The sequence below is a fragment of the Verrucomicrobiota bacterium genome (assembly GCA_019247695.1).
In the GTDB taxonomy this organism is placed as follows: Bacteria; Verrucomicrobiota; Verrucomicrobiia; order Chthoniobacterales; family JAFAMB01; genus JAFBAP01.
Genome location: JAFBAP010000019.1, coordinates 1 through 25,072, shown reverse-complemented (window position 1 = coordinate 25,072; position 25,072 = coordinate 1). Strand labels below are relative to the sequence as shown.

Genomic DNA, 25,072 nt, shown 5'->3' with positions numbered 1-25,072 from the left:
TTGCGGCCTTATGGAACCGCCGGTGGTTGATGCAAAGCGTACAGCGCCGTTGGTCACGGCAGAACGGTTGACCAAAGCGTACGGGCCCACGATCGCCGTTAACGAAGTTTCGCTCTCCATCCGGCGCGGGGCCATTACGGCGTTGCTGGGCGGTAATGGGGCGGGCAAGAGCAGCCTGACCCGCTTGTTAAGCGGCGGCGCGCGTCCCGACAGCGGCGCCTTGTTCTTTGACGCCCAACCGGTTTCCCTCGCAGAATACACGGTTCGAAAGGCGAAAGAAGCCGGCATTCGCGTGGTGCACCAGGAACTCTCGGTCTGCACCAACCTGACCGTGGCGGAAAACTTCTTTTTGGAGCTGAACCAGCTGTTTCCGTCGGGTCCGTGGCGCAAAAAAGCGGGCGAGCTTGCCCAGAGGACGCTGGCAACTATCTTTCCGGCAAACCAGGCGGAACCTTCATTGAATGTCGGTTCCTTGACCCTGGCCCAGCAACAGATGGTGGAGATTGCGCGCGCGGCGGCCGACCCGCGCTTGAAGTTACTCATTTTGGATGAGCCCACCTCATCGCTGGATGCCACGCGAGCCCACGAACTCACCGAGTACCTTCGGCGCCGGGCCAGGGAGGGGCTGGCGGTGGTCTTTATCGGCCATAAACTCGGTGAAATCCTCGACCTGGCGGAGGATTTTCTAGTGATGCGCGACGGCCGGTTGGTCTGGGCGGGCTCCCGTACAGAAACCGACCACGAAAAGTTAGTTGCGCTCATGTCGGCCAAGGCTGCGCCGGCCCTTGAGGAACCTAAGGTCGCGACGGCGGTTGGCGTTCCGGTGAGTGACCGGCCGGGGGACACCTCGAGAGAAGCCCCGCTCGTCGAGGTCGGCGACCGATGGCGCGAAGGCCGTGAGCCTGGCGCGGTGCAGCTGTTTCGAGGGGACATCATCGGCCTGGCCGGCCTGGAAGGCAGCGGCCAGCAACGGTTGCTGTTCGGCATGTACGCGGCGTCAGGACGGGCCAAAGACGGCATCAGCCGTAATGCGCCGGTGGCTTACGTGGCCGGCGACCGCCGCAAAGAAGGGGTGTTCCCCCTCTGGACGACGATGCAGAACATGACGATCGGCCGGCACGCGCGCCACCCTTCGTTGCAGCCGGTGTCGGACCGGGCCGAACAGGAATGGACTACGCCCTGGCGGGACCGCTTCCGTTTCACGGCCTCGGCGATGGAACGCCCGATCCTGCAGCTCAGCGGCGGCAACCAGCAGAAGGCCCTGATGAGCCGGGCCTTGATCGACCGGGCCGGCGTGATTTTGCTGAATGACCCCACCCGGGGCGTCGACGTCGGGGTAAAGCGGGAGTTTTACCAGGTGCTGCGCGACGTTGCCGCCGAAGGAAAATTGATCGTGTGGTACAGCTCGGAGGACGCGGAATTTCTGGAATGTTCGCGAGTGCTGGTGATGCGGCGTGGCAAGATCGCCGCTGAAATCTCCGGGCGGGACGCCAGCCGCGAAAACCTTGGGGCGGTGTTCTTCGGGTCGCCGGAAACCCGGACGCAGGCGGCGCAAGCGGCCCAGGCGCGCGGCAAGTGGGGGGCACTACCCGGGTGGCTGGTGCCGCTGGCCGCCTTGGTGATCGTGCTGACCGCGATCGGCATCTTTAACCCGCGCGCGCTGACGCCGTTTGGGCTGGGCCTGCTGTTGAGCACGGCGCTGCCGCTCGTCCTGGTCTCGTTTGGGCAAATGTTCGTCGTCGGACGCAGCGAGATTGACCTTGGCATCGGCGCGTTTGCCGGCCTGGCCAACGTGATCAGTGCGACGTGGTTGGTCGACCAGCCGCCCCTGGGTGTCGTCGGCCTCGCCGCTGGGTTGGCCGCCTACGGCCTGCTTGGCTGGGTCATTCACGCGCGTAAAATCCCCGCCATCGTGGCGACGCTCGGCAGCGCCTTCGTCTGGACGGGGCTGGGCTACGTCCTGCAACCCGCCCCGGGCGGAAGTTCCCCGCCCTGGCTGAGCGCAATCTTTAACGTCGCGATCCCGCTGGTGCCCTTGCCGGTCTGGGTCCTGGTGCTGGCTGCCTTGGTGGCGGTCCTGGTCACCCGGTCACGCGCCGGCATCGTGCAACGGGGGTTTGGCAATAATGAGGCGGCCATGCGCCAGTTAGGGTGGCCGGCCGCACGGACCCACGTCATCACCTACCTGTTAAGCGGGCTCTTCGGACTCGCGGCCGGGCTCTGCCTCACGGGCGTCAACACGGCTTCGGACGTTAACGCGGCAAGTTCCTACACCTTGCTGAGCGTCGCCGCTGTGGTGATGGGCGGTTGCGACTTGGTAGGCGGTCGAATCGAACCGGTGGGCGTCGCCTTTGCCGCGGTGACCCTCTCTCTGTTGGGTACCCTGCTGGGCTTCATGCGGCTTAGTTCCGATGACATCGCCGCCGTCCAGGGCCTGATTCTGATCGGCATCGTGGTGTTAAGAACCATTTGGGGACGCGCGCGATGAAACGGCTTTTTGAGCAACCGTGGATTTGGGCCCTCCTGGGCGTCGTAGGTCTTTGGGTGCTGCTGAGCATTGGCGCGCGCCAGGTTAACCTCAGCAACCTCACCGGCATCATCGCTTCGGCGGCCCTGCTCTGCGTCGTGGCGATCGGTCAAATGCTGGTGGTGACGACCGGCGACGGGGCGATCGACCTGTCCATCCCGAGCGTCATCACCCTTTCTGCGTTCGTGCTGACCAGCGTGACCGGTGGGCAGGACGCCCGTCTCGCGTTCGGGTTAGCGATCGTAGGCGTGATCGGCGCGGGGGTAGGTTGGGTTAACGCGTTGATCGTCAACCGGCTGCGCATCCCGCCGATCATCGCCACCCTGGCCGTGGGTTACATCCTGACCACGGCCACGTTGATCTATAATCGAGGGTTTAAAACCTATGCGGTGAGTCCGCTGCTGGCGTACGCGGCGAGCGGCCGTCTATTCGGCATTCCTCTCATCCTGATCCTTGCCCTCATCCTGACCGCGGCAGTCTCATGGCTTTTGCACGCCAGCGTTTATGGCCGCAGCCTTTCTGCGGTCGGCCAGAACCGGCGGGCCGCCCGCTTCGCGGGCCTTCGGGTGGAAGCGACGACGCGCACCGCCTACATGCTCAGCGGGGTGCTGGCGGCGGTGGGCGGGGCGTTGTTGTCCGGCCGGGTGAGCGGGGCGTTTCTGGAGATGGGCAGCCCGTTTTTACTTCAGTCGGTGGGGGCGGTGGTCGTCGGGGGCTCTTCCATCATGGGGGGCAGAGGAACCGCGTTTGGAACCCTGCTGGGGTCGATCTTTCTCGTGATGATCGTCACGACGATGCAGGTGCTCCGGGTTGCCGGGGGCGCCCAGGACATCGTCGAAGGGTTGCTCATCATCCTGGTGCTGGCCGTGGCGACCGTCGGGGCGAAGCCGGCAAAGACGGCGCCCACTGCCACAGGGCAGGCCGCAAAACCGCAAGTCAGTTAGGGCCCGGCGAGGGGGTAGGTTCCTACCGGATTTCTATCAACGATGAAGCAGAGTTCGCGCGGATCCGCGTTGGTACCGTGTTTTCCCCTGCGGGAACGGTACCCGGTAAACGAAAGGCGCGCGAGCATTAGTTAGCCCCGGCTTGAAAGCGCGGTAAGGGGACGGTCGCGCGACCTGGCGCCAATGAAAAAGGGACCTCATACCAACGACCTTCACCAGGTGACTGAACCGTTAACCTTCCCGTCGCACCGTATTTCCGTGGATCCGACGGGCCGGTACGATGAACCCTTGGATCGTGAATTCCCCTTCTTCATTCGGTTCTTTCATTTCCACCAGCGGGATTTCACGCCCGCCCCGAGTTGGCACGAAAGGCTGGAGTTGTTCGTGCCGTTGGACGGGCCGTTGTGCATGCGGATGGCCAATCGGGAGGCGGACCTCAACCCCGGGGAAATCTTGATCGTCGACAACCTGAAACTGCACATGGTGGCGGACGCCCCGGATCTAAACACCCGGGTTATCGTCATCAGCTTCCTCCCCGAATTTGTGTGGGAGGGGGCCGGCCACTCGCACGGCCATCTTCTGCTGCTGCCGTTCTACGCGCCGCTGGACCGTGACGCGAAAGTGGTGCGCCGGCAGGCGCCCCTTCTGCCCCGGATGCATCAGACGCTCGCAAAGCTGATCGCGTGCTACGTCCGCCGCAGCCCTTATTTTCAGGCCGGTTGCAGGGTGCACTTTCACGAACTGCTCTACTACCTCGCCCAGCATTTCCGTGCAGCCGATTCGCCCCGCTCGGCGCTGGTTCGCGAGCAAGACCACGCCGCACAACTTAAGCCGGTCTTCCGGTTTGTGTCGGACCATTACGCCGAACCCGTGACGCTTCGCCAAGGCGCCTCGATCGCCAGACTGCGCCCCCCCCAGTTCATGAAGCTGTTCAAAAAGGTGGCCGGCACCACTTTTGTTAGTTACGTCACGCTCGTTCGACTCGCGAATGCGGTTCCCCTGCTGAAGGAAACGTCGTTAAGCATCCGGGACGTGTCCAGGCAGGTGGGCTTTGCTGACCAGAGTTATTTCGATCGCCGCTTTAAGTCGGCCTTCGAGCAGACCCCCAGGGCTTTCCGATCAAAATACGGCAACGGTGAAAATCGTTAAAAAAACTCAAAGCGCGCTAGACAACGAGGAAGTAAGCGGGATACTTTCTTCCGACGGAATCTTTCGTGCGTTCCTCCGCTAACGCCGCGCGAGGGCTCGGGTGCGTCGCGGGCCGTGTTATGCGCCGAGCGTTAAAGAACACCCGAGATCTTAGAAGGGCATGCCGACGATCCCCTTTTTACTAAACACCGTGAAAAAACTGCCGGCGCCGGGGCGGAGCGGGCAGCGTCGTCGAAACCAAGGCAGCCCGAGGGTTAACCCGGCCTGGGCTGTCCCAGGTGCGCTTTTACCGCAAGCCGGCTCCTTAAAGGCAGACTAACACCAAACCGTAGCTTCAAATCATGAACATCACCCTCTTGGGTGCTGGAGGAAAAATGGGCGGTCGCATCACCGCTAACCTCCATCACCTGCCGCAGTACCAGGTCGACTATGTCGAGGCCAGCGAGGAGCGACGAAAGCAAATGGCAGACGCCGGCATTAACACCACGTCGATGGAGGAAGCGCTCGCCAGGACGGAGGTCGTGATTTTGGCGGTCCCGGACCGGCTGATCGGCAAGATCACCCACGACATCGTCGCGAAGCTGAAACCGGGTACCATCGTGGTCGGGTTGGACCCGGCGGCGGCTTACGCAGGCGTTATGCCCCGGCGTGACGACATCACCTACTTTATCGCCCACCCGTGCCATCCGCCGTTGTTCTCCGACACCGAGCCGGCCTCACCCAAAAGCGACTGGTTTGGGGGCCAGGGTACCCTGCGGCAGAGCGTGGTTTGCGCGCTGCACCACGGGCCGGAAGATCACTACCCGATTGGTGAACAGCTTGCCGCCGCCATGTTTGCGCCGATCTTGCGGATGCACCGGGTTACGGTCGAACAGATGGCGATTTTGGAACCGGCGGTGGTCGAGTCGACGATGGCGACCTGCATCGCCGCGATGCGCGAAGCGATGGACCGGGCGATCGCCTTGGGCGTCCCCGAACACGCCGCCCGGGATTTCTGCCTGGGACACATCCGCACCTTAACGGCCGTGACGTTTGGGTTCGCCGGGTTTCCCATTTCGGATGGCGCCATGAAGGCGATCGAGCAGAACCGGCCTCGGATCTTCCGCGACGACTGGCTGGAAGCGGTGATCAGTCTGCCCGCGATCCGGGAAAGCGTGCGCGACATCTGCGCGGCCTGACCGGCCCGCCGCGATGAATGGCCGGGGCCGGCCCAGTGCGTCGTAGGAAGGCAATGGCTTCCTTCGCCGCGCCACATTGCCGGAACCGCCAAACCCTGTCCGGCCTTGGGCATGGCTTGTAAAATTAAGTAGGCAAACGGGCATCAGATAAAACTCACCATCGCGTGAACGGCAAATGAATGGTAGAACTATAGGAAAGATCGGGGTGGGGTCATGGACGTTTCCCTGGGCGACCGGGACGGTCCTGAACCACCGGCCTGACCGCCCGTTAGATCCCCTCGGCGTGGTCCAGCGGGCCAAGGACCTGGGCGTCCACGTTGTGCACTTCCTGGACAACCTGCCCTTGGATGCGTGCGATCCTGAGGCGATCGATCGTGCCGGCGCTTTTGCCGCGCAGCACGGCATTGAGGTGGAAATCGGCACCCGGGGCACCGACCCGGAGCACCTGCGTAAGTTCCTCCGAATCGCCGAGAGGATGGGCGCCCGGTTAATCCGCACGATGGGCGGCTGGCACGGCGCGCCGGCCACGTTGCAGGAGATAGGGGACAACCTTCAGGCGGTGTTACCCGCCTTTGACGATGCCGGGGTAAGGATCGCCTTGGAAAACTACGAAGCGTACCGCACGTCGGACCTGGGGGCGTTAGTGGGCCGGATCGGCCACCCCTCCTTAGGGGTCTGCCTGGACCTGACCAACTCCTTCGGCGCACTGGAAAGCGCGGATGAGATCCTGCGTAACCTCGTCCCCTTCACCATCAGCGTTCACCTGAAGGAGTTCGCCGTTGAACGGCTTGAGTTTCTGATGGGGTTTGCGTTCCGCGGCAAACCGACCGGCCAAGGCATGTTGCCCCTCCGCAAGATGTTTGATGCTTTGGCAGCCGCGTCCCGGCAGGCGAACGTGATCGTGGAACAGTGGCCCCCGTTTCAGGAGACCCTACAAAAAACGATGGAACTGGAGCTCGATTGGGCGCGGCAGAGCGTTGAGCACCTTGCGGCCATGGGGTACCTGGCAAAGTAGGCGAAGCGGGTACGCAGGTCTGGTGGCGTTAGGGCGCCGTAACTGGATCCACATCGGCAGCAAAGGGGCCGGCCCGCGGGTGGCCAACCTCCTCTCGGGGGTCGAAACCTGCCGGCGCTTGGGGCTGCCGGTGCGCGAGTACCTGGCCTCGGTGCTGCCCAGGCCGGCCGACTTGCCCGTCCCGCGCGTGGCCGAACTGACGCCCCGGGCCTGGGCGGCTCGCCAGTAACCACCCCCTCGGCGCACCCGTCAAGGGCGGGGTTGCTCACACGCTTCCCCTAAAACCGCCTAATCGATTATTACGCTCCTTCGAGCCCAAGCCCGTTTTTGCCAGGTTACGGGCCGCTCGGGCTGGCGGTCGGCGACGGCGCCGTGGCCGGTGGTAGTCCAAAGCTCTTGTAGATGAGTGCCCAACTGTCCGGGGTAAGGCACGCGGTCAATTGACAGAGCTTCCATGTATCGCCCTGACGAGTATCAATCTCCGACCAATAGCCCTTGATTGCTACATCCTCACCGTTTTTGCCTTTACCCGTCTCGCTCCAGACTCCAGCGCGCGTTAAAGTGTCTGGCCCTAACATGCGGGCAGAATGCGGATCTGTCGTGCTGGTATGGTTTTTGGGTTGCCACCCCTTGAAAGTGTCTGTGTAGAATTTCTCGATGGCTTGGCGGCCGTAAAGCGGTCCTGTTGTGTCCGTCACAAAAATAGCGTCTTCCGTGAACAGCGCAGCAATAGCAGCCGCGTCATGATTGTTGATCGCCTCATTATACTTCTTACTAATTATTGTATCGTGCAGCGTTTGGATTAGTTGAGGATCGACCGGTTCTTTTTGCTGGGCAAAGGTCGGCACGGCAAAGCCGATGGCCAACCCTGTAAGGGTAAGTAGTAAGCGCCTTTTCATGGTTTGCGTTGGGGGTTTAGGGTGTGCGTCGCCGAAAGTTCTGCGCCCAGTTTCCGGCGAATCGTTGCCAGACCTCAGCCTTTTCTATTGGAACCGAGTCGCTGTTTCGGTCGCATACCCGATCGGGGGAATTAGTTGTCCATTGATATCCAATATTTGGATCTGGGCGCTCGAGGTAAAGCTATCCTTTCCGGCGCTTAGCGCGATCGTCCGCGTGACTTTCTGGGTACCGGCAAAGGTACCGTCGGCGTTGAACCGGAAAAACTCCAACTCGGCCCTATAACTACCGCTACCCTCGCGTTGCCACACGCCCATGCCAGGTCCCCTCTGAGAGGGAGGCGTACGCGCGCCGAATTCTTCGAACTGGCCGCCACGAATGTACATGTTCATGGCGTGAAAGGGGGGGAGAAGAGGGTTCCCGTTCGCGTCGCGAATCGTCACGGTCACGTCCCAGACACCCTCGAGACCGTGATCGGTGAACGTGCTGAGTTGGGTTTGACTGTCAGCGTTGACCGAGGATTCCTGCGCCCTCAGGGGCAGGCCGGTAAGAGCGGCGAGCGTGAGCAGTGATAGGGGGAAAATACGCCGGGCGACGACTGTTCGGAGGCTTCTTTCGAAGACTGGATTGAATTTCGTGAGTTGCCTGGAAAAAATAGTTTCGTATTTCATGCGTAAGCCTTAAATCGCTGTTTCTTTGGACCATTTACTTCGACCGGCCGAGATGGTTGGTCTTCTTTACTGGTACACACGGATTGGCAGGCCAGAGTTTCAGGCCTTGTGCAAAAAGATTGAACCTTGCGCTATTGCTGACTTTTCTCGATTAGGAGAATCCGGGCGCGTTTTCCAACGTTTCGCTTGTCCCTCTCAGCAAGAGTCGCTTGGAACTCCCGGTCTGGTTTGAAGACCTGGAGAGAAGGACCATCAGGCAACCAACCCAGAAAGCCCACGTCTCCATTCACGAAAGACTCGTGCATATGTTGGTAGGCTTCTTCCTTACGCCCGAGAAACCGAGCGCAAAAGGCCAACATCCAATGGCTCCAGTGTTCGTCGTACTTCTTCATTCTCAGATGGTCCCTGGCCATGGCTTCGCAGCGCTCCGCGCTTTGCCTTGCCTCGGTCTCCCGTCCGAGAGCGCGCAACGCGAGGGCCTCCGGCATGAGGAGCGTCCCCGGAACGAGGCCTTTTCTGGTGTCACCGGCTTGTTTCAAATCGATGATTAGCTCCAGCAACGCCGGCCAATCTTTTAGATGAAGCAAACAATCAATCAACAAGCCCGAAGCGCTGAATGCGTCACCATAAAAGCCTTTCGGTAATTGTCTTAGACCAGGCACTGCCGCCGCGTAGTCGCCCCGGAGCACCAACCGCTCGCATTCTATTATCAGACGCCTTTGTGAATCGAATTCCACGTCGATCGCCCGCTGCATCCACTTTTCCGCCAACTCATTTTCACCGACCATCCAGCAAATGTATCCCATAAGGTCAGGCGCGTAGGAGTCGTTGGGGTTTACGGCAAAACACTTCCTCAGATACGCATACATTTGGTCGTACCGTCCGGTCCCATAGAGCTCCTCGGCCGCGAAGCGGTTTGCCCGCCAATCACTTGGGTTTAATTCGAGTGCTCTGCGAATTGGCTCATGCGCTCTCTCAGGCCAACCTTTGTTAAGGAAGGCCCGCGCCAGCTCGGTATAGCCGCGGACTTCCTTCGAATCCAGAGCGACGGCTTGCTGACCCAGGTCGACGGCAGAATCTGACCAGAACTCTTCACCATGGAACCGCTGCACCCGTTCTATATAAGCGTCGGCGAGGCCGGTGTAGGCCAGTGCGAATTTCGGGTCAGCCTCTAAAGCCTGTTTGAACAAACCGATCGCCTTCTCGTTCTCGTCCTTTCGATAAAACTGGTAAAGTCCCCAGCCGCGCAGGTAAAAATCGTAGGCGACAAGGCTTTCGGTTGGTTTGTGCCGGATACCGGCCCGCTCCTCTCCCGATAGCCTGGCTTGGAGGGCGGTAGCGATTTGCTCGGCAACATCGCTTTGAATGGCGAAGATGTCTTTCATCTCGCGGTCGTAAGACGCTCCCCAGATGCGCCTGTTCGTGCGGGTATCGTATAGGACGGTGATAATCTTTACCCTATCATCGATCCGCTGAACGCTGCTTTCGAGAATCGCTGCAACGCCTAGTTCCCGGCCGATCTCGTTTAGGCTCTTGTGGCGTTCAATTGGAGCATCTTGGTACCGTAGAACGGATTGGCGTGAGATCACGCGGAGGTCAGCGACCTTAGAGAGCTGAAAAATCACTTCGGAGGTAAGACCCTCGCTGAAATAGGAGTTTTCCTCGCTGTTGCTAAAGTTGTCAAACGGAAGCACCGCTACAGACTTGGTGTTGACAATAGGCCAAACATTTTTCGTGACAAACCAGTAAACCATTCCTGCCGTCGCAAGGAGCAGAAGGGCGACGCCCGCAATGCGTCCCTTCCTGCCGCGCCATCGCGATCTCTGTCTTCCCGAGATAGGGCCGACAAGGCTTCCCTTGTCAAGTTGATCCTCCGCCTGCAGATCCCCTCTCAATGCGTGCAGCAGGGCTAGAAGCTCGGCAGGGCTCTGTGGGCGTTCGGCAGGATTTTTCTGCAACAGCGCCTCAAGCAGGACGACGAACGGCCGCGGGATATCTTTCACCTGTTCCAGCGGTAAAGCCGCATGCAGATGCTCGTGCATCAATTCTGCGGGGGAGCCCCTGAAAGGCGTCTGGCCGGCCAGCATCTCCCAAAGCGTCACCCCAAGCGAGTATAGATCGGAACGAACATCGACCCCTACTCCGGCGAACTGTTCCGGACTGGCGAATTCCGGTGTGCCGGCAAATCCTCCAAGCACCGAGATCGAAGATTCAGAAGAGGAGTCCCCGACGGTCTTCGCCAGTCCAAGGTCAATAATCTTTGCCGTTACACGATCGTCGTCCTTCAACTTTACGATGATGTTCGTTGGTTTTATATCGCGGTGGACCAAATGCTGTTCATCGATGGCAGCCAAACCGGCGGCGACCTGCGTTACAATTTCCAGCGATAGATTCACACCAAGACAGCCAGAGCGCGCGACGAGACTCTCCAGTGTCTCCCCATCCACAAACTCCATCGCATAGAAGTACTTGCCGCTGCTCCTCCCCAGGTGGAACACCGAGGCGACATTCGTGTGTCGCACCTTGGCTGCAGCTCGTGCTTCGCGCAAAAAGCGAAGTCGCGCCGATTCGTCGCCAACATATTTCTCGCTGATTAGCTTCAGGGTTACAGGCACCCGCAAATCAACATCGAATGCTTTATAGGATACGCCCATCGCGCCCCGACCCAGCTCAATGGGTTTCCCGTCCTCGCCGACCGCTAGTTCATAGTGTTCGAAATGGTGTGATACCAACTCCCGTGTGGGTTCGACCGCACGTTCTAAAGCCGGCTCGCCGGGCTTACCCTCCCGGCCCAGAGCTTGGCGCAGCATGCACACCGGACAGAATTTCGTTGCTTCGGGCAACTTAGTTCCGCAGGTCGGGCAGACGCGGATTTCTCGCGGGCTTAGGTCGTCGTTTTTACGCGGCTCCTTCCCAGGATCCGCGGGCTCCACGTTCAAAGACTGATCCATCCTTCGGCGGCAATTAAAGCTTCGCAGAGCGCGTGAATCTCTGCGTCCACATCTGCCTGGTCGGCAAGCGTACGGCTAATCTCCTCCCGCACAGAATCGGTGTACTGTTTACGCAGCCGATGGATCAGCGTCTTAAGCGAGCCGACGCTGATTCTGAGTTGGTCCGCGACATCTTCGTACGTCCGAACCTCTTTGCAGTTGATCGGGTCAAGGAACGCCTTCAATGCTTCGAACGTGGTTGCTTTTCCTTGGGCTGAATATTCTCGGCTTAGTCTGTTCATCGCCTCACCGAGCAAAGCCATTGCCCACCTGGCATCAAAGATCTTTTCCGGCGTCAGCGTTTCGACGGGTTCCATACTGTAGCGTTCCTCAGCGCGTTCGATATCCAAATAAACAAATTTCGCTCCTCCGCCTCGCTTGAGACAACGCGCACGCTCTGCCTCGTTCGATAGGTAATTCTGCAGTGATGCCAGCAGAAAAGATCGAAATTTCCCTTTTGATCGATCAACACGTTTTAATGTCTTACGTTCGACCAGGTGCAGGAAAAAGCCCTGAGCTAAATCCTGCGCATCTTCTGGTGAATATCCAAGATGTCGAATGAATCCGTAGAGCGGGTACCAGTACAACGTGCATAGCTTCGCAAAAGCCTCGTTGCAATCGGGTGCTTGACTCTTGGCTGAAAGCAGCACCACGCTCCATCGAGTGGTGTGAAAGCGGTTAGCGCCGCCTGCCGGTGAACTCTGATCCAGCCGCACGTCTGAATTCCTCGCTTGGATTAGGATATCGGAACGGATCGGTGCCTGAAAGAAAAAAAGGTGCCCCGGGGCGGTGTACTTTCCCCGAGAAAACGGACACGCGCCCGCAGCAGTTTGCCCACAAAGCGGGCGGGCACCGAGTAGGCTTGTCGACCCACCCGCACCAGCGCTTCGCGGCTCACGCCCACGGCCTCTTCGTCGTACTCGGGCAGCGGCTCGACCCGCAGGGGCCGCAAGCAACCCTGCTCTTCTTGGAAACGGGTGGCGCGCTCGGCACTACGCCGGCGACAATCCGCAGAACCATGCCGTCTTTCTCCGAAGTTTCTGGCCACGAACCCTACCGAAACCCCAACGCGTGGTCGATCACATTCCTGGCGCAGCCCCTCATTCGACCCGCGGTCCCGCTGGTCCGCGCGCGGCGGGCATGCTATGAAGGAACGTAAGAGACACAAAGGCCCCGACCCAGGAACCGAGGGCCGCGAAGCACACATAAAGCCAATTGTTGGTGTAGCTGATGACAGCATACGAAGAGAGGAGGTACCACACGCCACTCCAGTTTGCGGCCGAAAGCCTCCGGCGGGCGACAACGGCTGATGTGAACCGGACGTAGACGGCGTCAGTAGCGGCTGTGGCCACGAAGACAGCGGCGGCCGTTAAGGGGTTGAGGGTGGGAAAGTGCATGGGGTGATTCCGTAATGCTATGAGGTGTGTTCAGGCGAACTCCTGTACCCGTCGTCCATCCAATATAGGTAGGTCAAATGGCAATTTCGGAAACTCCCTCCGGTCCGGCATAGAAAAAATCCGGCTTCCTGTTTCTGCCTTGAGCGGCTCAATTGCAGGCGTGTTCAGGAAGTGCGGCGTGGCAACGGGTCCCTCGGCCACGCACGGCCATCAGAAATTCCATTGCGCCTCTATGAATGGCCCGGCTTCTCACTGACTACGCCTGGGTGAAGGGTGGGGGTTTGAGTGCAGATCAGCAAACGCGGCCTGAACGACGCAGGGATCAACGATGTCCGTCGCCGCGCAGTCATTGTAGTAAAAACTATGCCCTTGCCTGCCCGAACTTCTTTTTATAGGTTTACAGCCAATGGACAGATCGGGAGAGTGGCCTTCACCCCGGGAAAAAGGAGATTATCAGGAGCTTTTCGAAAAGCATCGTGCCGAAATTCTCCGGATCCTGGCCAGGCACGGGCTGAGCAATCCGCGCCTTTTTGGTTCCGTTTTGCATGGGACGCATCGACCCGACAGCGACATCGACCTGTTGGTCGACGCGCGTCCGGGCACCTCACTGCTTGCGCTTTCCGGGGCGGAACTCGAGCTAAAAAACCAGTTGGGCCTAGCCGTTGACCTTCGAACGCCGGAAGACTTATCGCAGCGTTTTCGAAGGCGGGTTGTTTCCGAGGCGTGCCCGCTGGAGGCATGGAAAGAAACCGAACGCAAGCCGTCGATGAGTCCACAACTTCGAGATCGTGATTATTTAGGGCACATACAGGATGCGCTCGCGAAGATTCATCGCCAAGGGTCGAGGCGCGAGGATTTTTTCCGACGGGAAGAGATCCAGGACTCGGTCATCCGAGGTCTCGAAATTATCGGCGAGGCGGTCAGCCGGCTGAGCCCGCAATTGAAAGAGGCTTATTCGGAGATTCCTTGGCAGAAAATCAGCGCCATGAGAACCCGGCTGATCCACGGCTACTTCGACGTTCAATTAGAGCGCGTCTGGCAGACAGTCCAACAGGATGTTCCAGCGCTTGAGGCGTCGATCAGGCGCGTCGTCGAAAATCTTGGTCCGGGTGATGAGGACTAACCGATCAATCGTGGTCTTACCCCATAGCGGCAAGCAGGCAAAAGGCATGCGAAAAGTTGTGGAAAAGTCGTCCTCAAAACCTGCTCGTTTGACACCCGTGGCTGTTCCTTCTTAGTCCGATAGAGCTCCATCACCTTACAGGAGATCCCGTGACGGGCGCCTGCCGGCCTTGTACGTAGAAATGCGTATACTCTCACCAACGTTTTCCGTGTACGCTTTGTCCGGTCTACACCAGATCCAACCCGTTACCGTCAGTGAACGCCTTCAGGTCCGCCGTTACCTTTCATCAGAGCAAACCTGCGCCTTGCGGCTCGTCAGAACGCGAGAACCTGCCCATCGGCGATTCCGCGGTGGTGATTGCGTACGCGCGGTGTCCGGCAAATCTGACCCCGTTACAGGTAACGCGAGGATCGGAGTATGAATTTTACGTGTTGCCCGACCAACGGTGGATCGATTTCTTCATTCCGTCCGGGCCCGACGGCTACGCAAGGAGTTTGATCGCGCCGATTCAGGAGCGTTTCCGTAAATGCAAACCTTTGCCGGACGCGAATTGGTTTGCGTTAGCAGGCGCCATTGACCGGCCCACGAACCACCCGTTTTTCATCGGCAGCGGTCCGAAGCTGGTGCCATTTAACGCCGAGGGTCGGCTCATCCTTTTTGCGAATGACGCCAGAGGTTTTTATTGGAACAACTTTGGCTGTTTAACCGTTGTCATTACCCGGATTCGATGAGTATCCCTGTGAATGTCCAAGCAGTGCCGGCCGACGTTCCCCAACCCACCGCCGGCGCCGGCAGATTCGTCTGGCTAACCGGTGCTCTCGCGTTCTGCGTCGTGGTCAGCCTCATGCTGTATCAAATAACGCCAGTCTTTTATTTCGCGCGCGTGCCGCTCACGGCGTTAGCGATCTTTGCGGCACTCCTGCCATTTCTGGCGACTAATAACCTTAAATCCTTGCTGATCGGAGCTTATGACCTGACCAGCTGTTGGGCAGCGATCGCCGTGGGATTTTTGATTGTGCTGTGTGGGATGAGCATTTACATGACCGCGACGCTTGATATGCAATTAGGCGGCCTCCGCGTCGAAGCAAGCGAGGAAGTTGTAACGCCTGTTCTATGGCAGCGCCTGATCGGCGCGGCGGTCTGGGCCGGCATCTTAATCAACGCGGTCGTGGCATGCTGGGCGTCAGGCTGCTTCGATGCTCCGGACCACTCAGGAAAGGATCGACGGCCAAAGCGCGCCGGCATCATCATCGGGCTCATGGGGGGGCTCGCGGCGGGGCTGCTCATTTGGGGAGGGCTCCAATTGGTCGTGTTCTACCTGCACAAGACGACCGGTCCGGCAAAAGAAGTGCCGAAAGACGTCTCGGGGCTATACATGGGACTCGCGTCGGCCCGCGACTGGCTCCGGGGACACCTTCCACCCGACACCCTTCGAGGGTACATAAGTCGGGGTCCGGGGCAGTACCCCGTCGAGCTTGATCACTTGGGGGCGGCATGCGGCTTGGGTGTGACGGCGATTTTTTATCGGCTGTGCCGCCGCGTTCACCTGGTCCCGCTAGGCTATGTACTGCTGCTGCTGGCAGTGCTGACTTGGGCATTATCGGGACTCAGCTTTTTCCTGGAGTTGTACCGGGTTCCGTTGCTGGCGCCGATAGGATTCTGCCTTTTCTTTGCCGCCTTTCACCCGAAAACGGATCACTACTACAAGATCGTGCCTTCGAGCCGTAATGGCTTCGAGCCTCCAACCCCGGCCGATGTTTTAGGACGCGCCGCGGACAGGGATGAACCAGTCATCCTGGTTGCGGCGGCGGGCGGCGGGATCCAGGCGGCAGTGTGGACGGCCGAAGTATTGACGGGCCTGGAGGAACAGTTTGGAAGCGGATGTAAATGCAGCTTCTCGCGCGCGGTGAAACTTTTAAGCGGAGTTTCAGGGGGATCGGTGGGCAGTATGTTTTTCGCAGCCGCTTACCCCAAGGACGGATCCGAACATCAAGGTCCAATCCGTAAAGAATGGCTTGAGCGCGTCAGAGAAGCGGCTTCTGCTTCCAGCCTCAGCGGGGCAACGCAAGGATTCGCGTACAACGACCTGGTTCGGGCCGTGGCGCCGTTCTTGGTCCGCAAGATTTTCGATGATCGGGGCAGGGGACTGGAACGGGCCTGGATGAGAAATGTCGGATGCCATAAGCATCGGAGCAAGAGCGACGGCCGCGGCAATGAACCGTTCGGGCGGTTGGACAAAGTCCACTTACGAGAGTGGCAGGAGGATGCAGCAAAAGGAATCCGCCCGGCGATCATTTTCAATGCGACCGTTGTTGAAACAGGCCAGCGACTCGCATTCTCCACGGTCCCTTGCGATGACCTGCGCCCGCCACATAACGGCGCCCCCGTCGGAGCCCTCGAATTCTTAAACACCTACCGTGACGTAGACATTCTGATTTCGACTGCGGCAAGGCTCTCGTCAACTTTCACTTATGTGTCCCCGGCGGCGCGACCGTTGGAAGCGGATGCGTTGCGCGGCGACGCAAAACCAACGTCGAGTCAGGATTTGCAGGCCAAACACCCCCTGCGTGACTCGGAGCGCTGGCATTTGGTAGATGGCGGTTATCACGAAGGTTCAGGGCTGGGCGGTCTGATGGCGTGGCTGGCCGACGGTTTGGGAAAATTGGAGGACAGCAACAAATCACGTCCGAAAAAGATTCTAATTATCACCATCAGCGCTTTTCCTTCGGATCCAGCTCAAGTTGCCGAGTCGCAGAACCCTGGGCAGCAAGGGGCCGTTTTCCAATTTGAGGCGCCGTTCTTAACGTTTGCGAATATGCAAGGCTCGGTGCACAGCGCGACGGCTTGGCGCGAGTTTGTTCTGCTCAAAAAACTCTGGGAGTCAAAGTCCGAGCCGACCAAGTTGGAGATCGTCAGCTTCAGGGTTCCGCCCGGCAACGTACGTCCACCCTTGTCATGGCATCTGCGGGCTTCTGACAAACGAGCGATCAAAGAGAGCTGGACGGCGGTTAAAGTTAACAATCAAAACGATCTTAAAACCGTCGCGGATGTTCTCGGTCTAACAAAGTCCTGAACCGGTGGGCACAGGCGAGGCAATATGGAGGAAAGCGACAATGCTTTAACGGATGCGCGTTTACCGGAGGCAGCTGGCGGACAGATTCCTTGGGGGTTGCCATCAGCGCTTTGCCAAGAACGTCTGGCCGGTCTTGGCAGGGTGCCGCGAGCAACCTGCCGGGGGTTAGGTCGGCGACAATGGACGGCCGGGCGTTGAATCGGTGGTCCGCTTGGGTGTTAATCTTCCCTTCCGGTTTTTGGAACGTGTGCCCGACCGCCAAGCCATGAAAATGGTCAAATACCACTTGGGATGCAAGGCGTCGGCTTTGATCTGCTCTTCAGCGATCTGGAAGTGGCCTTCCCCTTCGACTTTGAGGTAGCGGCGATAGTCTTTGTTGCCGACCGAGCTTTTATCGCCTTGGCGCAGTTGCTCGCGCAGGCGGGCCACGATGGCTTCCCGGTCATGGGCGTCTTTGCGCCGTTCTTCCTCATTGCGGCACACGACGTAACGGCGCGCCTCCATCCAGACTTCGTTGACTTTGAGCGGGGCGGGGTCCTTGGGGTTCTGGCGCGCCTGCACGCTGCCTTCAAAGGCCTCCAGGGTGGCTTGGCTGGCCATGCCTCGATCGGCCACCACCGTGATCTCGCGTAAGCGGAAGCGCTCGACCACCGGCTTGAGCGTGGTGACGTCGGCCGTGTTGCCCGGCCAGAACTCACAGCAAATCGGCCGGCCTTGGACATCGACGGTTTAGCCCACCACCATCTGGCGCAGGTCGGGCCGATGGTCCTTATTGCAACCCCGTTCCCCCGCTCGTCGCCGCCCGCGCCTTTGAGTGAGCTTTGCGGCGGTCGCCCAAGCCATTGCCAAAGCCGAAATGCGCGCCACCACCGACAAGGACCCCGCGAGGCTGTTTGCAGTGGTCCAAGAAGATTTAAACCTAAAGGCGTGAGCCCCCGCCGTCCCCCGTATCGAAAACGTGGACTGCCTTCGAACCGCTGATGCCGCAGCTGCGACGAAATGGATGGCCGTCTCCTTGTTCGACCGTCGCGCCGGTCGTCGCAAAACGCTGCTCGACCCAACGTGCCGCCATAAGATAAACTATCCGGAGCGCAGTATGCCAACTCACGTGTCGATTACCCACCAACTTTGGACTGCCGACGAATTCCTCGAGTGGCTGGAGCCCGGGGTCTTTGCCAACCTGATTGATGGTCAAATCATCATGCATTCTCCCGTCAGCCTGCCCCATGGCAATCTCGCGAACTTTTTAGACCGGCTTCTTGCCGCCTACGTCGAACGCAGGCGCTTGGGCGTGGTGCACCGGGAAGTCATCGCCGTCCGGTTGGCTCAGCGAACCGTGGTCATGCCCGACATCGCCTTTTATACGCACGATCAGGTCTCACGTTTCCAGGAGACCCACATCCCGGTGGCGCCGACCTGGGTCGCCGAGATCCTTTCGCCCGCGAGCGCCGGCGATGACGTCGGGCGCAAATTCGCCAAATACGAAGAGTACGGCGTGAGGGAGTACTGGATCTTGGATCCGCGAACTTTAGCACACCGGTTTTACCATCGGCAGAGTGAGGTGCTGGTCGAGTTTGGCCAGGAGGAAGCAGTGATCCGTTCGCGCGTCATTCCCGGCTTTTGGGTAAGACGCGTTTGGCTGGACCCACGCCACATGCCGGAGAGCCCGACGGTATCCGAGGCACTTACCGAGGTCCTTCCGTAAGCTTCGAGTGGAGAAGGATGCTTTTGCAACCCACCAATAGGCAGGGTAAGGCCGATTTGGAGGCACTAAAGTGGGGCGGGTCACCATAGCCGCGCTGAGACGGCGCGAGATGATGCCCTGCGATCGATCGACCGGAGAGGGCGCCTTTTACCATAGCGCAGCGAGTAGCGTAACCATTCATGTTATGGCGGGCGTCGCCGGCTTTAGAGAAAGCGATTGAGGAACTCAAGGCGCTGCCGCCCGACCGGTTGGCGGTACGGGCGCCATACATCCATCCCTTAACGGTGCCGGACCTGCAAACGCGCCGGGCTTTGCTGCAGAATTCCGGCCGGGTGCTCAGTTCCGAAGGGGCCGACGAGCTTGAGCGGGCGGGCGTTGCAGGACTGCCGGAGGATTGATCCGGGTGAGTGGTGACGTCCTGCTCGATAAAAGCACGATTGTGGCCCCCCGGCGAAGTCCGCTGCCGGAGCTGATTGCCAATGAGGGCGAGTTGTTCCTGCCGCTCATTGCCATGGGCGAGCTGCATGCCGGCGCGCGGCGAGCTTCGCGAGCGGTCGAAAATCGAGCGGCAGCTCGCGATCCTGCTTGCGGCGGCCGTGGTACTGGTGCCGACAGAGTCGACCGGCGTGCATCGTGTTTCGGCAAACGAGCCTCAAACCGTTCTCACCTCATTCCTTTTTAGCGCGGTATTCGGTATGGCTCGCTTCCGCACGTTTCAGCAGGGCAAACGATCTCTGTTGCTCTGCTACGCGAATGGATTCGCGAAATGCCGCCTCGATTTCGCCCCCGTCGGCATCCATCGTTGCGAGGAACACCCCACGAAGCCTGCAGAGTTCGGCACTCCACCAGGCCTCACCAGAGCGTTCGGCCAGCGTTTCTGCTTCTCTTATGGCCTTAAGCGCCTCGGCGGAACGGTTCGCAAGGTGCAAAGCTTCGGCCTTTAAGGCAAGCCAATACGGCACGACCAGCGTCGATCCGAGTGCCCGCCAGTCTGCGATTCCTTCCTCGATCCAGGCAATGCCTTCGGCGATACTGCCGGACGCGCTCCGCGCCCAGCCACGGAAAACTTTTGCTCCGGCCCGCCACTGCCCAAAATGCTGCCGGGTCGACAACTCCATTAAATCTGAGGCCAAACGTTCCACGTCGGCAGAATTATTTTCAAAGTGGCCGGCAAACTCGGCATGAAAGAGGGCCACGGCTAACGCGTACGGGTCACCCAACGCTCTTGCCAGGGATATGGCTTCGGCCATGGCCACTTGGCAAGCCGTACCCTCCCTGAAATGCCACCTGCAGAGGACGTCAAAACTCAGGCAAACGACCGCGGGTGAGTTAACCTCCTCGAACCGGGGCTCAACCCCTCCCGCGCGCCAGAGCTGAACGCCACTCCTCGCGCAGCGTTGGGCAGCCGCGAATTCGCCCGCAAAGAAGTGCGTGACCGCCAGCATGCGAAAGGCACCCAGCGTGAGCGCCGGCTCGTTCCTGGCCTGCGCCAGCGAGTAAGCCCGTTGAGCAACCTGCATGGTGGCGCTCAGCTTGGCGGTAAGCAGCGAATTGCGCCACTGACCTACCAGCGCGGAAAACAACGTCAGCGGCTGATGAAGCGAATGGCACAACGCCTCCGCACGCTCGTAACAAAGGCGCACCTCCGGGGCGGAGTGCCCGCGGGTGGCGGTTAGGTAGAGCCCTGCCTGCATGAGGATAAAAAGCTGATCCTCCGGGGTGAGTCGTTGGGCCCCGACGCCCGGTTGCACGGGTGAGCCCCAACGCTCGTCGACAAAAAAATGGGCCAGCGCCGAGAGTAAAGCCCCCCGGACGCCCAGGATCTTGGCCGCGAAGGACGCATCCCCGCGCTGGATGCGCGGGATGTAGACTTTATGCAGCGCGTCCCGGTATAGCCCGGCCTGGCAGGCGCAGGTGACGGCCGGAAACAGCGGTTCCATGTCCTGAAAGCGGTCCGGCCGCTCCGGTGCCAGCATTTCATAGTGATGGTAGAGCCGGCGGTTACCATCCTGCCGTGCCGCAGCCCAGTGTTCCCGAAGCTGGCGGCCGAAATACTCCCGCACGAGGGGGTGCGCATCCAACTGGCCCGGCTGGTGCGGGTCTTCGTCCGCCAGGAGTTTGGCCCTCCTTAACCGCGCCAGCACCGCGCGCCACTGGCTTGGGCCCAAGCTGGTCAGCGACTCGGTCAGGCCCGGGATGGCGGGCGGTTTCAGCAGCGCCTCGAGCGCCTTTTCATCGGCAGGCCGGTCGAAAAGGCCCAGCAGCCGCAGGGCTTCCAGCTCCGGACCCTCGCCAAGCCACGCTTGGTACGATTCCATCACTTTACGGGCATGGGTGCCCTGGCGCACGTCGTGGGCCAGCCGGTTGGACACTTCGGCGCGGCGACGGATGTCACCCCCATAAGCATCGCTCAAGTAACTGCCCAGGAGCGTCAGGGCCAGGCAATGGCCCCCGAACGCCTCACTAGCTTCCCGCAGCTCGGCTTCGGGCCCTTTAACCCCAAGGGCCCGCAACAACTGCGCCCCGGCCTCAGCGGAGAGGTGCTCCAGGTCCTGGCGCCGCATCGAACTGCCTTCGTGATCGGCCAAGTCGGCCACCGGCAGCCGCGTGGTGATCACGCACAGGCCCTGATTGAACGCCGCCAACTCGCGCAAGAGCGCCTGCAGAGCCGGATCGCGCAAGCGCCCTTCGTGCGGGCCGGGCGGCTCTTGGAGCGGCTCAAGGCCGTCCAGCACCAGCAGGGCGCGGCGCGGGGCGATGAGCCCGGCCAGCCGTTCGCCTTTGTCCCACGCCGTGCCCCGGCGCGGGTCCGGATCGCCAAACCAAGCCAAGGCCGTATCCAAAAATTCGTCGGCCGAAGACGCCTCTCCATGGGTACCCTGCCGGTAAAAGGACCAGCCAAACACCAGGTCCGCCGAACGGTATCGTTCGGCCGCCATCCGTCTCAGCCAGTGATTGACCAAAGTCGATTTGCCCACCCCCGCCCAGGCCACGATGGCGATAACGTTCACCTGCGACGCGACCCAGGCTGTCTCGAGAGCGGCGAGATCCTCCTCCCGGCCGAAAAGGGCGTTCCCGGTCACGGGCAATCGGGCCACGGAAATTTTCTCGGGCCCCGATCGTGCCGGTAGAGGGAGAACCAAGCGGGACAGATTCACTGCCCCAGTCTGGTATAAAGCTTGGCCGGTCATGCTGCGCCCCGCCTCAAGCGCGGTCCTAACTGCCAGCATCGTTTGGAGTAACTGGGTCGCGCTTTGAAACCGCCGTGCCGGGTCTTTCTCCAGTAGCGTTTGCAGCAACGCCACGACCGGCTGGGGGATTCCGCTGAGTCGTTCGAGCGGCAAGGGCGCCCGTACGTGCTGGCGCATCACCTCCTCAGGCGTGCCTCGAAACGGCGCCTGCCCCGTCAGAAGCGTCCAGAGCGTCACGCCCAGCGCATACAGGTCGGAGCGGGCGTCCACGCTCGCGGCGGTGCATTGCTCCGGGCTGGCAAAGGCGGGCGTGCCGACGAACCCGTGCTGGGTTAAGTCGGTCTCGCTTCCAAGGTTCGCGGCCGCTTTGGCCAAGCCGAAATCGATAACTTTCACCAGGGGCTCCGGCCCGCTTACCAGCATCAGGTTAGAGGGTTTGAGGTCGCGGTGCACCAAGCCTTGGGCCTCAGCGGCGGCCAGCGCGCGGGCCACTTGCGCCGCAATCTCCAGGGCCACCGGTACGGGCAGTGACCCTTGCCGGTGCAGGCGCGCCTCCATCGTCTCGCCTTCGACCAGTTCCATTGCGTAAAAGCACCTGCCGTCACTTCTTCGAACGCCGAAGTAGAAGACCGAAGCCACGTTCGGATGCCGCAGCCGCGCGGCGGCGCAGGCTTCGCGCAGGAACCGCTCCCGCGCCTCCGGGCGCGCCGCGATACGGGCGTCGAGCACCTTCAGGGCCACGGCATGGCCCAGGACGGTGTCCAAGGCCTTATAGGTAACCCCCATGGCGCCCCGGCCCAGTTCGTCAAAGTCGCCGTCCGGCCGTTGCACCAGCTCATAATGGTCAAACCGGCCCTGGGTGGGCGACAAAGGCTCGTCGTCTGACGGGCTGTCTTTGCCGTGTGATCCAAGCTCCAGGGCCCACTGCAACAGGCATACGGGGCAACCCGTGCCATCGTCTCCATCCGGGCAAGGCGCGCCGCAGGCGGGGCAAGGCTTGGGCGCCAGTGCCGGCTGAGCATCGGTGAGGCGTTCGGCGTCCGGGTGCATGCGACGCGAGGGATAAGCGTCCACGTTAGGTTCGCACGCGGCCCTCCGCCGCCGGCAGCGCCTCGCGCAAGCCGCGCGATTCGGCCTCGACTTCTGCGGGGTCTTCGACGGTACATTCCAGTTCGGGGCGCATCAGTTGCGTGCGACTCCTGATCAGGTGTTCGAAAAAGCCTTCGATGAGGTCTCGGGCGCCTTCGGGGCTGTGCCGCTGGCCTTGCACGAAGGTGTAAAGGAGTCGCCAGTAGCGCGCGCACAGGTCGGCCAGGGCCTCCGGGCTGCGTGGAACACCGCTTTGGGCGGCCGCGAGCACCACGCTCCAATGCGTAAAATCAACCCGTGCCGGATCGGGTGCATCGGGGCTGTGGTCCTGGTCCATCATGGCCGACGCGTAAAGTCGCTCCCATTAATACCCTAAAAGGTGGTCAAGGAAAAAAAAAGCGAATCCGTCACCGATCTGAAACTTTCGCCCCAAAACCGTTTTGTAACCCGCCATGAGTGGACCAATCCTTGTTGCGCTTGACTCAGGGACGTCCGTGGTGAAAGGGCTCGCGTTCGACGCGGCCGGTAACGTCGTTGCGCACGCCTCGCGTCCCAACCTGATCGCGTCCGATTCGGACGGTACGGCGGAACAGGACATGGCGCGGACGTGGGAAGACGCTTGCGCGGTCTTGGGCGAGTTGGCCGGCCGGCTCGACGGCCAGGAAGTTGCCGCGCTTGCGATCACCGGTCAGGGCGACGGCACCTGGCTCGTCGATGAGGATGGCGCACCCGTCGGCCCGGCCATGCTCTGGCTGGATGCGCGAGCGGCCCCGTTGGTCGAAGCCCTCCGGCAGGGTGGGGCGGCACGCGCTGCGTTTGCATTTACCGGCAGCGGGCTGGCGGCTTGCCAGCAGCCGGCCCAATTACTCTGGCTCGAGCGCAACCGCCCGGAGATGCTGGAACGCGCGGCCACCGCCTTTCATTGCAAGGACTGGCTCTACTTGAAACTGACCGGCATGCGGGCCACGGACCCCTCTGAGGCGAGCTTTTCGTTCGGCGATTACCGCACCCGAACCTACCGCGAACCAGTGCTCGAGGCCCTCGGTCTCAGGCACCTGCGCCGGTTACTGCCGCCCATCGTGGACGGTGCGCGCCAGTGGCACGGATTGTCCGTCGCGGCGGCCGCGCGCACCGGCTTCGCCCCAGGGCTGCCGGTCGTGCTCGGTTATGTGGACGTGGCTTGCGCCGCCCTCGGCGCCGGTGCGTATGGACGCGGGATGGAGGCGGGCGTGTCGATCCTCGGCACGACGGGCCTGCATTTGCGCCTGGTCCCCGCGCCGGAACGGGTGGTTCCTAACCCAGGCATGACCGGCTATTGTATTCCCTTTCCGGTCCCGGGTCACACCCTGCAGATGCAAACGCACATGGTGGCCACGCCGAACCTTGATTGGCTCGCCGGCTTGGTTCAGGACGCGGCGCGGCTTGCCGGTGCGGGTACGGTCCGCGAGGGCGGGGACATCCTGCGTGCGCTGGATGAGGCAGCCGCCGCGGCGCGACCGGGGGCGGTGCTCTTCCACCCGTTTACTTCCTCTTCCGGCGAACGGGGCCCTTTCATCGACCCGTTCGCCCGAGCCGGGCTGTTCGGGATTGACCAGGGCGTGCGTATGCCGGAGGTGGCGAGGGGCGTGTACGAAGGGCTGGGGCTGGCCGCGCGCGACTGCTACGTCGCCATGGGCGGTCTGCCGACGGGGGTGCGAATCACGGGTGGAGCGGCACGCTCAAAATCGATGCGCGTTATCCTTGCGGCCTGCCTGAATTGCCCCGTCCGTGCCGCTGCGCACGAAGAAGCGGCTGCTGCGGGGGCGGCGATGATGGCGGCGGTTAGCGTCGGACTTTATCCCGATATGGCGGCGTGCACGGCCCGCTGGATTGCGCCGGTAAAGGGCGAAGTGGAGTGGCCCGATCCGGCGCTGGCGCGCGCCTACGAGGCCTTATTCCCCGTATACCGGGACGGGTACGCGGCCCTGCCGGGCGTATGGCGCCGGATGCAGGCCGCTCGGGAGACGATCAATGGCGCCTGAAACCAGAGTCATGGAAGTCGCGGTTATCGGCGACAATTTCATGGCGCCCGATAAGTTCGAGCAAGCAATCCGCGAGGCCTGCGACGACGCCGTCACGATTCG

General features: G+C 61.0%; 20 protein-coding genes. 12 read left to right on the top strand and 8 right to left on the bottom strand.

The window, feature by feature from the left end; genetic code table 11:
* Positions 1 to 10 precede the first annotated feature (10 nt).
* From JO015_02085 to JO015_02060, 6 genes are all read left to right on the top strand, one after another.
* Positions 11 to 2,488 carry an ATP-binding cassette domain-containing protein gene (locus JO015_02085; protein MBV9997880.1) on the top strand — a complete coding sequence of 826 codons (2,478 nt, stop codon included), beginning with the start codon at positions 11 to 13 and terminating at the stop codon, positions 2,486 to 2,488.
* On the top strand, positions 2,485 to 3,471 hold the full coding sequence (locus JO015_02080) for an ABC transporter permease (GenBank protein ID MBV9997879.1): 987 nt from the start codon (positions 2,485 to 2,487) through the stop codon (positions 3,469 to 3,471). Before JO015_02085 ends, JO015_02080 begins: the two co-directional genes overlap by 4 nt.
* A 183-nt stretch (positions 3,472 to 3,654) precedes the next feature.
* Positions 3,655 to 4,620, top strand: coding sequence for a helix-turn-helix domain-containing protein (locus JO015_02075; protein MBV9997878.1), 966 nt, complete (start codon positions 3,655 to 3,657; stop codon positions 4,618 to 4,620).
* A gap of 338 nt (positions 4,621 to 4,958) precedes the next feature.
* Positions 4,959 to 5,798 carry an NAD(P)-binding domain-containing protein gene (locus JO015_02070; GenBank protein ID MBV9997877.1) on the top strand — a complete coding sequence of 280 codons (840 nt, stop codon included), beginning with the start codon at positions 4,959 to 4,961 and terminating at the stop codon, positions 5,796 to 5,798.
* A gap of 175 nt (positions 5,799 to 5,973) precedes the next feature.
* On the top strand, positions 5,974 to 6,813 hold the full coding sequence (locus tag JO015_02065; GenBank protein ID MBV9997876.1) for a sugar phosphate isomerase/epimerase: 840 nt from the start codon (positions 5,974 to 5,976) through the stop codon (positions 6,811 to 6,813).
* A gap of 22 nt (positions 6,814 to 6,835) precedes the next feature.
* Positions 6,836 to 7,042 (top strand): transposase domain-containing protein, encoded by a 207-nt coding sequence (locus JO015_02060; protein ID MBV9997875.1) that lies wholly within the window; start codon positions 6,836 to 6,838, stop codon positions 7,040 to 7,042.
* 106 nt (positions 7,043 to 7,148) lie between these two features.
* Here JO015_02060 and JO015_02055 read toward each other — a convergent pair whose 3' ends face one another.
* The 4 genes from JO015_02055 to JO015_02040 form a co-directional block, all read right to left on the bottom strand.
* Entirely contained in the window at positions 7,149 to 7,712 is a 564-nt protein-coding gene (locus JO015_02055; protein ID MBV9997874.1) for an SgcJ/EcaC family oxidoreductase, read from the bottom strand.
* A gap of 84 nt (positions 7,713 to 7,796) precedes the next feature.
* A complete protein-coding gene (locus JO015_02050; GenBank protein MBV9997873.1) occupies positions 7,797 to 8,381 on the bottom strand; it encodes a hypothetical protein in 585 nt (194 codons plus the stop codon).
* 131 nt (positions 8,382 to 8,512) lie between these two features.
* Entirely contained in the window at positions 8,513 to 11,332 is a 2,820-nt protein-coding gene (locus JO015_02045; protein ID MBV9997872.1) for a protein kinase, read from the bottom strand.
* The gene (locus JO015_02040; GenBank protein ID MBV9997871.1) at positions 11,317 to 12,087 is read right to left on the bottom strand and encodes a sigma-70 family RNA polymerase sigma factor; all 771 of its coding nucleotides are present in this window, start codon (positions 12,085 to 12,087) and stop codon (positions 11,317 to 11,319) included. Before JO015_02040 ends, JO015_02045 begins: the two co-directional genes overlap by 16 nt.
* Before the next feature lie 1,087 nt (positions 12,088 to 13,174).
* On the opposite strand from JO015_02040, the gene JO015_02035 reads away from it, so the two are divergent.
* From JO015_02035 to JO015_02025, 3 genes are all read left to right on the top strand, one after another.
* Complete coding sequence (locus JO015_02035; GenBank protein MBV9997870.1) at positions 13,175 to 13,891, top strand: DUF86 domain-containing protein; 717 nt, start codon at positions 13,175 to 13,177, stop codon at positions 13,889 to 13,891.
* A 254-nt stretch (positions 13,892 to 14,145) separates the two neighbouring features.
* Entirely contained in the window at positions 14,146 to 14,622 is a 477-nt protein-coding gene (locus tag JO015_02030; protein MBV9997869.1) for a hypothetical protein, read from the top strand.
* Between the two features lie 8 nt (positions 14,623 to 14,630).
* On the top strand, positions 14,631 to 16,964 hold the full coding sequence (locus tag JO015_02025; protein ID MBV9997868.1) for a hypothetical protein: 2,334 nt from the start codon (positions 14,631 to 14,633) through the stop codon (positions 16,962 to 16,964).
* A gap of 165 nt (positions 16,965 to 17,129) precedes the next feature.
* On the opposite strand, the gene JO015_02020 is transcribed toward JO015_02025, so the two are convergent.
* Together JO015_02020 and JO015_02015 are read right to left on the bottom strand one after the other, a co-directional pair.
* Entirely contained in the window at positions 17,130 to 17,669 is a 540-nt protein-coding gene (locus JO015_02020; protein MBV9997867.1) for a transposase, read from the bottom strand.
* 214 nt (positions 17,670 to 17,883) lie between these two features.
* Positions 17,884 to 18,036 carry a hypothetical protein gene (locus JO015_02015; protein MBV9997866.1) on the bottom strand — a complete coding sequence of 51 codons (153 nt, stop codon included), beginning with the start codon at positions 18,034 to 18,036 and terminating at the stop codon, positions 17,884 to 17,886.
* Between the two features lie 24 nt (positions 18,037 to 18,060).
* On the opposite strand from JO015_02015, the gene JO015_02010 reads away from it, so the two are divergent.
* Both JO015_02010 and JO015_02005 read left to right on the top strand, forming a co-directional pair.
* Positions 18,061 to 18,669, top strand: a complete 609-nt coding sequence (locus tag JO015_02010; GenBank protein MBV9997865.1) for a Uma2 family endonuclease — start codon at positions 18,061 to 18,063, stop codon at positions 18,667 to 18,669.
* Positions 18,670 to 18,848: 179 nt separating this feature from the next.
* Entirely contained in the window at positions 18,849 to 19,067 is a 219-nt protein-coding gene (locus JO015_02005) for a hypothetical protein (protein ID MBV9997864.1), read from the top strand.
* 270 nt (positions 19,068 to 19,337) lie between these two features.
* Here JO015_02005 and JO015_02000 read toward each other — a convergent pair whose 3' ends face one another.
* Positions 19,338 to 22,934: a protein kinase gene (locus JO015_02000; protein ID MBV9997863.1), complete on the bottom strand. Its 3,597-nt coding sequence runs from the start codon at positions 22,932 to 22,934 to the stop codon at positions 19,338 to 19,340.
* Position 22,935: 1 nt separating this feature from the next.
* Positions 22,936 to 23,289, bottom strand: a complete 354-nt coding sequence (locus JO015_01995) for a hypothetical protein (protein ID MBV9997862.1) — start codon at positions 23,287 to 23,289, stop codon at positions 22,936 to 22,938.
* A 112-nt stretch (positions 23,290 to 23,401) separates the two neighbouring features.
* Between JO015_01995 and JO015_01990 the strand changes: the two genes are divergently transcribed.
* Positions 23,402 to 24,970, top strand: coding sequence for a carbohydrate kinase (locus tag JO015_01990; GenBank protein ID MBV9997861.1), 1,569 nt, complete (start codon positions 23,402 to 23,404; stop codon positions 24,968 to 24,970).
* The last annotated feature ends 102 nt before the right edge of the window (positions 24,971 to 25,072 follow it).